The organism is Herpetosiphonaceae bacterium (assembly GCA_036374795.1).
Taxonomy (GTDB): Bacteria; Chloroflexota; Chloroflexia; order Chloroflexales; family Kallotenuaceae; genus LB3-1.
Map to the genome: position 1 here is coordinate 1 of DASUTC010000285.1, position 7,904 is coordinate 7,904.

At 63.3% G+C, this 7,904-nt stretch carries 10 protein-coding genes; 5 read left to right on the plus strand and 5 right to left on the minus strand.

What is annotated here, in order from left to right; translation table 11 throughout:
* Positions 1 to 525: sugar phosphate isomerase/epimerase family protein (locus VFZ66_22210; protein HEX6291916.1), on the plus strand; the 525-nt coding region annotated here is incomplete at its 5' end.
* A gap of 64 nt (positions 526 to 589) precedes the next feature.
* Here the strand turns inward: VFZ66_22210 and VFZ66_22215 are convergent.
* From VFZ66_22215 to VFZ66_22230, 4 genes are read right to left on the minus strand one after another with little or no spacing between them, the layout of a single operon-like run.
* Positions 590 to 1,336: a sugar phosphate isomerase/epimerase gene (locus tag VFZ66_22215; protein HEX6291917.1), complete on the minus strand. Its 747-nt coding sequence runs from the start codon at positions 1,334 to 1,336 to the stop codon at positions 590 to 592.
* Positions 1,333 to 2,445, minus strand: coding sequence for a Gfo/Idh/MocA family oxidoreductase (locus VFZ66_22220; protein ID HEX6291918.1), 1,113 nt, complete (start codon positions 2,443 to 2,445; stop codon positions 1,333 to 1,335). Before VFZ66_22220 ends, VFZ66_22215 begins: the two co-directional genes overlap by 4 nt.
* Positions 2,446 to 2,478: 33 nt before the next feature.
* Positions 2,479 to 3,123, minus strand: coding sequence for a ThuA domain-containing protein (locus VFZ66_22225; protein HEX6291919.1), 645 nt, complete (start codon positions 3,121 to 3,123; stop codon positions 2,479 to 2,481).
* A gap of 55 nt (positions 3,124 to 3,178) precedes the next feature.
* Positions 3,179 to 3,457, minus strand: a complete 279-nt coding sequence (locus tag VFZ66_22230) for a hypothetical protein (protein ID HEX6291920.1) — start codon at positions 3,455 to 3,457, stop codon at positions 3,179 to 3,181.
* A gap of 113 nt (positions 3,458 to 3,570) precedes the next feature.
* Here VFZ66_22230 and VFZ66_22235 point away from each other — a divergent pair, with 113 nt between their 5' ends.
* Positions 3,571 to 4,221: a lysoplasmalogenase gene (locus VFZ66_22235; GenBank protein ID HEX6291921.1), complete on the plus strand. Its 651-nt coding sequence runs from the start codon at positions 3,571 to 3,573 to the stop codon at positions 4,219 to 4,221.
* Between the two features lie 83 nt (positions 4,222 to 4,304).
* On the plus strand, positions 4,305 to 5,147 hold the full coding sequence (locus VFZ66_22240) for an SGNH/GDSL hydrolase family protein (GenBank protein HEX6291922.1): 843 nt from the start codon (positions 4,305 to 4,307) through the stop codon (positions 5,145 to 5,147).
* A 93-nt stretch (positions 5,148 to 5,240) separates the two neighbouring features.
* On the opposite strand, the gene VFZ66_22245 is transcribed toward VFZ66_22240, so the two are convergent.
* Positions 5,241 to 6,338: a tyrosine-type recombinase/integrase gene (locus VFZ66_22245; GenBank protein HEX6291923.1), complete on the minus strand. Its 1,098-nt coding sequence runs from the start codon at positions 6,336 to 6,338 to the stop codon at positions 5,241 to 5,243.
* A 266-nt stretch (positions 6,339 to 6,604) separates the two neighbouring features.
* On the opposite strand from VFZ66_22245, the gene VFZ66_22250 reads away from it, so the two are divergent.
* On the plus strand, positions 6,605 to 6,973 hold the full coding sequence (locus tag VFZ66_22250) for a hypothetical protein (protein HEX6291924.1): 369 nt from the start codon (positions 6,605 to 6,607) through the stop codon (positions 6,971 to 6,973).
* Between the two features lie 235 nt (positions 6,974 to 7,208).
* Complete coding sequence (locus tag VFZ66_22255) at positions 7,209 to 7,826, plus strand: pyridoxal-phosphate dependent enzyme (protein ID HEX6291925.1); 618 nt, start codon at positions 7,209 to 7,211, stop codon at positions 7,824 to 7,826.
* Positions 7,827 to 7,904: the final 78 nt, after the last annotated feature.

The following is a 7,904-nucleotide window of genomic DNA, read 5'->3' on the forward strand; positions in this document are numbered from 1 at the left end:
GACCGCTGGAATCCGATCATGGATGTCTTCGACGAGGTCGGCGTGCGCTTTGGGCTGGAGGTCCATCCCACCGAGATCGCCTACGACATCCACACAACCGAGGCCGCGCTGGATGCGATCGGACGACGACCGGCGTTCGGCATCAACTTCGATCCGAGCCACATGCATCACCAGTTCATCGATCCGGTGCTCTTCCTCGAAACCTTCGCCGATCGGATCTATCACGTGCATGTCAAAGAGAGCGCCCGCAACCTGAACGGACGCACCAGCATCCTGGGCTCGCATCTCAACTTCGGCGATCATCGGCGCGGCTGGGATTTCGTCTCGCCCGGACACGGCGGGATCGACTGGGAGCCGATCTTTCGCACGCTGACGCGCATCGGCTACAGCGGCCCGCTGTCGGTGGAGTGGGAGGATAGCGGCATGGATCGCGAGTACGGCGCGGCTGATGCGTGCGCCTTCGTCCGCCGCCACGATTTTCCGTCCAGCAATCGCGCCTTCGACGCGGCCTTTCAGCGCGAGTAGCAGCGGCGTGGGTCGGGACGGTGTGCAGGGGCGTATTGCGATACGCCCCTACGGATTCATCACCCTATGACGCCGCCTTCGCGAGGCCACGCAGGTAGCGCAGGCTATGCGCGACATCCGCCAGCGGCGCGCGTGGATGATCCTGCTCCACGATGTACCAGCGGGCGCGCGACGCCGCCAGGATCGGCTCCCAGGGCAGCGTGCCCTGCCCAACGGGCGCGTCGCGCTCCTCGTCCGCCGCGCGGTCTTTGAGATGCAGCAGCGGCAGCCGCGCGCCGTGCCGCTCAATCAGCGCCAGCGGGTCCTGATCGGCGTAGGCGGCCCAGTACACATCCAGCTCGAAATCGACCAGCGCCGGATCTGTCTCGGCGACGAGCAGATCCCACATCGTCGTGCCGTCGAGCGGCGCGAACTCGAACTGGTGATTGTGATACGCCAGGCGCAGCCCGTGCTGCGCCAGCCGCCGAGCTGTGCGGTTAAGCTGCTCGGCTAGCTCGCGCACCTGCGCCACGCTCCCGCGATGTTCCTCGCCAACCCACGGTACGACCACATACTCGCAGCCGATGGTCTTGAGCGCTTCCACAGCGCCATCGGCCTGCTCAAGCTGATCGAGCCGGACGTGAGCGGCGGCAGCGCGCATACCAAGCGTATCCAGCTCGGCGCGAATCGCCTGCGGTGTCGTATTGCCGTAGCCCGCCAGCTCAACGGCGCGATAGCCGATCTGCGCGAGCTGCCGCAGCGTGCCGAGCATATCGCTCGCCGTGAGATCGCGCAGCGTGTAGAGCTGAACCGCAACCTGATCGATCTTCATACCGGCTGCTCCTTCAGCGCCGACCAGCCCACGGGCAGCGCGTCGGGCCGCTGCATGGTGCTGCTCAGCTCAATGTGACGGTTCTGCTCCGAGGCTTCGTGAATCGCGTGCATGATGTCGAGGACGTGATAGGCCATCTCGCCGTGCGCCCGCTGGCGGCGTCCCGTCCGCAGCGCGTCGGCCATATCCACCACGCCAATGCCCCGGCTGTTCTCCGTATGGCCGTGCAAGATCGTCTGCTCCGGCCAGCCCTCGGTGCCGGGCCGATGCAGCAGCACCGGGCCGCCAAAGGTGTTGGGATCGGGCAGAATCATGGTGCCCTCGGTGCCGAAGATCTCCATGCCGCCGATCCGTCCGGGCAAAACGTCGAAGCTGGTGACGAGCGTCGCCACCGGGCCGTCGGCAAAGTCCAACACCGCCGCGATATGCGTTGGCGTATTCACTTTGATCATCGTGCCGTGATGCGGCTGGCTGGTGATCACCCGCTCCGGAAACGAGATCCGCGCCGAGCCGGTGACACGCCGCACCGGCCCGATCAGGCTGGTCAGCGCGGTCAGGTAGTACGGCCCCATATCGAAGAGCGGACCAGCGCCCGGCTGATAGAAGAAGTCGGGGTTGGGATGCCAGCTTTCGGGGCCGCGATACTGCATAAAGGCATGCGCCGCCACCGGTTTGCCGATCGCGCCCTCGTCGAGCAGGCGGCGACATGTTTGCAGCCCGCCGCCGAGAAAGGTGTCGGGAGCGCCTCCCACCAGCAGCCCTTTCGTGCGCGCCAGATCGAGCATCCGGGCCGCGCTCTCGCGGTCGATCGCCAGCGGCTTTTCATTGTAGACCGATTTACCAGCCTCCAGCGCCGCGATGCCGATCGGTCCGTGTGCCTGGGGCACGGTCAGGTTGATCACCAGCTCGATCGCGGAGTCAGCGATCAGCTCCTCGACGCTGCACGCCTTAGGAACGCCATACTTTTGCGCCTGCGCTGCCGCGCGCTCCGCCACCAGATCGGCGCAGGCCAGCACGCGCAGATTCGGAAAGCGCGTGCAGTTGCGCAGATAGATGTCGCTAATGTTGCCGCAGCCGACGATCCCGACGGTGACAGGTTGTGTGGTCATATAGTTTCCTGTGATTCTTTCGAGTTCCAAACGCTAGCGCGACGCCCAGAGCATACCGCGCCGCATGATCTCGCGCGCCTCAGGCACATCGAAATCCGCCGTCTGGTGCCCAAGCGAACAGTAAAAGACCTTGCCCTGGTCCCAGCGCCGCTTCCAGACTACCGGCATGACGCAGCCCGCGACCCACGGCGCGTGCTCGCCGCTGAAGGTGGTCGTCGCCAGCACCTCGTTCGACGGATCGACGTGCATGTAGTACTGCTCGGTACGAACCGCGAAGTCGCTCAGCCCTTCGGTGATGGGATCGTCGCGGTTGACGATGTTGACGGTGTAGTCGATGATGTTGCCAGGATGCGCCACCCACTGCCCGCCGACCATCCACTGGTACGCCGTGTTCTGCCGAAACGAGTCGGCCATGCAGCCATGCCAGCCCGCCACGCCCACGCCGGAGGCGACGGCATCCAGCAGGCCGCGCTGCTGCTCGTCGGTGATCGTGCCCATCGTCCACACGGGCACGATCAGGCTGAGCGATTGCAGCCGCGCGCGATCGAGATAGACATCCAGCGTATCCGCCAGCGCGACGGCATACCCTTCGTCGCGCAGAATCCCGCCGAAGCGTTCTGCGGATTGTCGGGGCTGATGGCCTTCCCAGCCACCCCATACGATCAGTGCTGATTTCATCGTTCTTGTTGCACCTCTCTACGCGCGTTGTACGATACCACTCCCTGGCGTAGAGTCAACGCGCAGCCTCGGAAAACGCGGCCTCGAAATATGGGTAATCATCGCAGGTCTGCGCCGCGCACTCGATCGCCTGCATGACGGCCAGGACGACATGATCTTGCCACGGACGGGCGATCACCTGCACGCCCACCGGCAGGCCCGCGCTGCCGGACTCAACGGATCGAGCCGCGCGCTGCACCAGATCGAACGACGCGATCCGCCCGATCTCCTCGCCGCCAGCTCCGCAGCGCCGTAGTCCGTCAACGTGCGTTTCATGCTCGCACAGCCTTCTCATTGAGCGTGACGACGATAGCATCTTTATGCGGTGCCCGTCAATCCTGGCAGGATGAGCGTGTAGAATAGATCCGTCGCCGCATGATCGCCGATGCATAGCTAGATGAGGCCCGCATGTTCAACGGAGTGACGATCGTCCTGACACTGCTTGCGCTTGCTTCCGCCGCGCTCCATATTCGGGCTGAGTACGGCGGTTCCCGCGCGCAGGTCTACCTCTTCAAGCCGCTGACCACCGTGGCGATCCTGCTGATCGCCGCTGGCTCGTCGGGTGAGACTCTGCCAGCGTACCGCTACGCGATTATCGCCGGGCTGCTCTGCTCGCTGGCTGGCGACGTGTTTCTGATGCTTCCCGCCGACCGCTTTCTGGCGGGGCTGGTTAGCTTTCTTCTGGCGCATCTCTGCTATATCGTCGCCTTCAATGTGGGCGTCCAGCCGCTCATGCCGCTATGGTCGGGCCTGCCCTTCCTGGCCTACGGCATGATGCTCTTCGCGCGCCTGCGCCCGCACCTCGGCAGCATGGCGCTGCCCGTCGCAGGCTATAGCCTGGTCATCAGCGTGATGGCCTGGCAGGCGTGCGCCCGCTGGCTTCAGCTCGCCACGCCCGACGCGCTGCTGGCCGGGATCGGCGCGGTGCTCTTCGTCGCCTCCGACTCGCTGCTGGCGATCGATCGCTTCGCTGGCTCGTTCCGCTGGGCACATCTGGCGATCCTCGTGACCTACTACGTTGCACAATGGCTGATTGCCGCCTCAACCTGCGCGCTGTGAGGGGTTGATTTTATAACTTTTAACCATTACAATACACGCCTCAAATCTATTATCCCCCCTCATCTCAGCCCAAGGAGACTCCTATGAGGATTCGTCCGCTCCGCCTGGCGTCCATCTGGCCTCTGTCCTTGCTGGTGATCCTGCTGCTGCTCGGCACAACCAGCCCATCCGCCGCAGTTGGCGTCTATCCCAGCTCGATGGCCTCCACCGGCGACTCGATCACCCGTGCGTTCAACACTGGCAGCAACGGCTTCATCGATGCTCCGTCCAACTCGTGGAGCACGGGCAGCAACGCCACCGTGAACAGCCTCTATCTGCGTATCCTGGCGAACAATCCGGCGATCAATGGCAACAACTACAATGCGGCGGTTTCCGGCGCGAAGATCGCCGACCTCTCCGATCAGGTCGCGGCGGTCAACCTGCTTCAGGTCGAGTATGTGACGATCCTTATGGGCGCGAACGATGTCTGCACGTCGAGCGAGGCGTCGATGACGCCCGTGGACACCTTCCGCGCCGAGTTTGAAGAGGCGATGCGCAGCCTCAATACATGGTCGCCGGGTGCGCGCATCTATGTCGTGAGTATCCCGAACATCTATAATCTGTGGGCGGTGCTCAAAGGCAACTGGGCGGCGCGCACCACGTGGTCAACGCTTGGCATCTGCCAGTCGATGCTCGCCAACCCGCTCTCGACCACCCAGGCCGACGTAAGCCGACGCGAGCGTGTTCGGCAGCGCAACATCGACTTCAACACCCAGCTGGCGCAGGTCTGCGCGCAGTATCCGCAGTGCCGCTTCGACGGCAACGCCGTGTTTAACACCACGTTCGTGGCGAGCGATGTCTCGACGCGCGATTACTTCCATCCGTCCGTGGCGGGGCAGGCCAAGCTCGCCAGCGTCACATGGCAGGCGTCGGGATTCGCGCCGTAGGCCGGGGCGAGCGAACAAGGGACCGGGGCCGAGTTTCGAGCTTCGCGTTTCGCGTTCTTTGAACGTTGAACGTTGAACCTGGTTCTTGCCCGTCTAGCGCGGCTTGCGGCGGCGTGGTGCGGCGGTATCTGCCAGCTCCAGGGTACGCTCGTCGCTCAGCCGCGCATAGACCTGCTCGGTGACGATTGCCGAGCTATGGCCGAAGATCGCGGCAATATCCTGATAGGCCAGGCCGCCTTCTTCCAGCATATACTGGGCGACATAGTGCCGGATCGCGTGTGGCGACACGGCGCGCAGGGCACGGACCTCACGTGGCGCTGCTCCGTCTGCTACCTGGGCATCGGCGAGCGCATCGGCGGCGGCCTTGACGACGCGCCAGCCGGTGACAGATGTTAGCTGCGCGCCAGCGCCACGCGGCCCGTGCGAGATGAAGAGATACTCCGCGCTCTGAATCTTCGCGAGCGGATGATGCGCCCGGACGCGGAGATACTGCCCGATCCAGCGCCGCGCATCCTCGTCCAGCCGCAGCGGACGCTGCTTGCGTCCTTTGCCTGTGATCTGCACGGCATCGGGAATGGTGCCGAGATGCCGCACCTGCGCTGTTTTCAGCGATAAGACCTCCGAGATACGCCCGCCGCTGGCGAACAGCGCGCCGATCAATGCCTGATTGCGCAGCAGCGAGAGATACTCCCGAAAGGCGCGCGCATCATCCGACGCGGGCGGCGCACCGCCGCGCTGTGCGAGAAAGGCCGCGAGACAGTCTGGATAGTAGTTCGGCAGATCGCGGAGATCGGGGATGCGGGGAGCGACGGGAGGGTTGCGCCGCTCGACCATCCGCTCCAGCCGGTCGCGGACACCTGCGGGCTGGAGATGTTTGCCGCGATCATTCGGCACGCCCTGCGGTAGCTCGCCATCGTGGACCAGATCCTGAAGCCAGCGCGTGAGCACGCCGATATAATCCAAGATCGTGTGATGATGCAGCCTGCGGGCCTTGAGCGAGTCGATAAAGTCCTGAAATGTGCGCAGGTGCAACGTCGCGAGTTCGATCGTCTCCGGCTGCGTCTCCACCCACTGGCGGAATTGCGCCAGCGCCGAGCGATAGGTAATGATCGTCCGCTCGCTCAAGCGTCGCTCGGCCAGATCGGCCAGCCACGTCTCTAAAGCGACTTCTAAGGTCTTGCCTGCTCCCATCCTGCCCACTCCTCCGGCTGTAGGGCCTCGCGAACATTGAGAATCAGAGGGCTATGTCAGCTCTCATATGGTACCACTCAAATCGTATGTTCCGCGCCACGTGTTGCAGCACACTGCCGACCAGCGCCGGTTGTATCGCTTTGGGATCGGCCCGCCGCGTTGCCCGTCTTTCGGCAGGCCGGGCATGGTCCGCCGATTATGCTAAAATGCCTGGGCAGCGGCCTGAGCACAGCGCTGCTCACCCCGACAATCCACGAGAGCACAGGATGATCGAGCTACGAAGCGATACATTTACCCAGCCTGTCGCGCTCGAAACGATGGTCGAGCGCCTGAGCGACGATCATGCCAACGCGCGGCGGCTGGCGCTGGCGCTGGCCGAAATGCCGGGCGTGCAGATCGACCTGCGCACCGTGCAGACGAACATCGTGATCTTTCGGGTGATCGATCCGCGCTTTACCTGGCGCAGTTTTCTGGCGGCTGCTCGCCGCGAGGGGGTTGCCCTGGGCGAGCTTGGACATGGTCGTATTCGTGCTGTCACGCACTACGGAGTCAGCGCCGCGATGATCGATGAGGCGATTGTGTCGATCGAAAACGTTTTTAAGCACGGGCCGGACTCGGACAGGAGCACGCGCTAGCGGCATGCTAATGTAGTAAAGCTTCTCTTATATTACATTATAGCGATAGCTGCGCGCCCGCGCATATCCACCGCTGCGCGGAAGCCAGATCCGGATCTTTGAGAAAGGCCCGCGCAAAGGCCAGCAGATGATCACCACACCCTTTTCGTGGCAATGCTCGTACTGTGCGGCAGAATACGCACCCGATGCCATTCGCTATGATTGCCCACAGTGTCGCCGTCGAGCAACCCTTGATATGCGCCCCAACTACGAGCAGATCGCGGCGTCCTGGAGTCTCCAAGCCCTTGCGGAAAACACAGATCGCTCGATCTGGCGATATGCTCCGCTCCTGCCACTCCGGCAGCATCCGTCTCCACACCACTGTTCCGGCCTGTACTCCTTAAATATTGGTTGGACCCCGCTTATCCGCGCTGCGCGCCTGGGAGCCTCGCTTGGGTTAGCGCACCTGTTGATCAAAGACGATAGCCGCAATCCCACAGGGTCGCTCAAAGATCGGGCAAGCGCGCTGGTCGTTGCTCACGCGATCAATGCGGGCGAAACCACCCTTGCGACGGCATCTTCGGGAAATGCTGCTGCCTCGCTGGCTGGCCTGTGCGCCGCCGAGGGAATGCCTTGTGTCATCTTTGTCCCGCATACAATCCCGCCGGGCAAGCTTGCTCAGCTCTTGATGTATGGCGCGCACGTCTTTCTGGTCGAGGGGTCGTACAACGATGCGGTCGAGCTGTGCCGCGCTGCTTGTTCTGAGTTTGGCTGGTATGCTCGCAATACTGGGTACAATCCCTATACCGCCGAGGGAAAAAAACAGTCGCATGTGAGATTGCCGAGCAGTTGTCGTGGGAGGCTCCGGATATAGTCCTTATCCCGGCAGGAGACGGCAACATTTTGAACGGCCTGTACCGTGGATTTTCCGATCTGCTTGCTCTAGGATGGA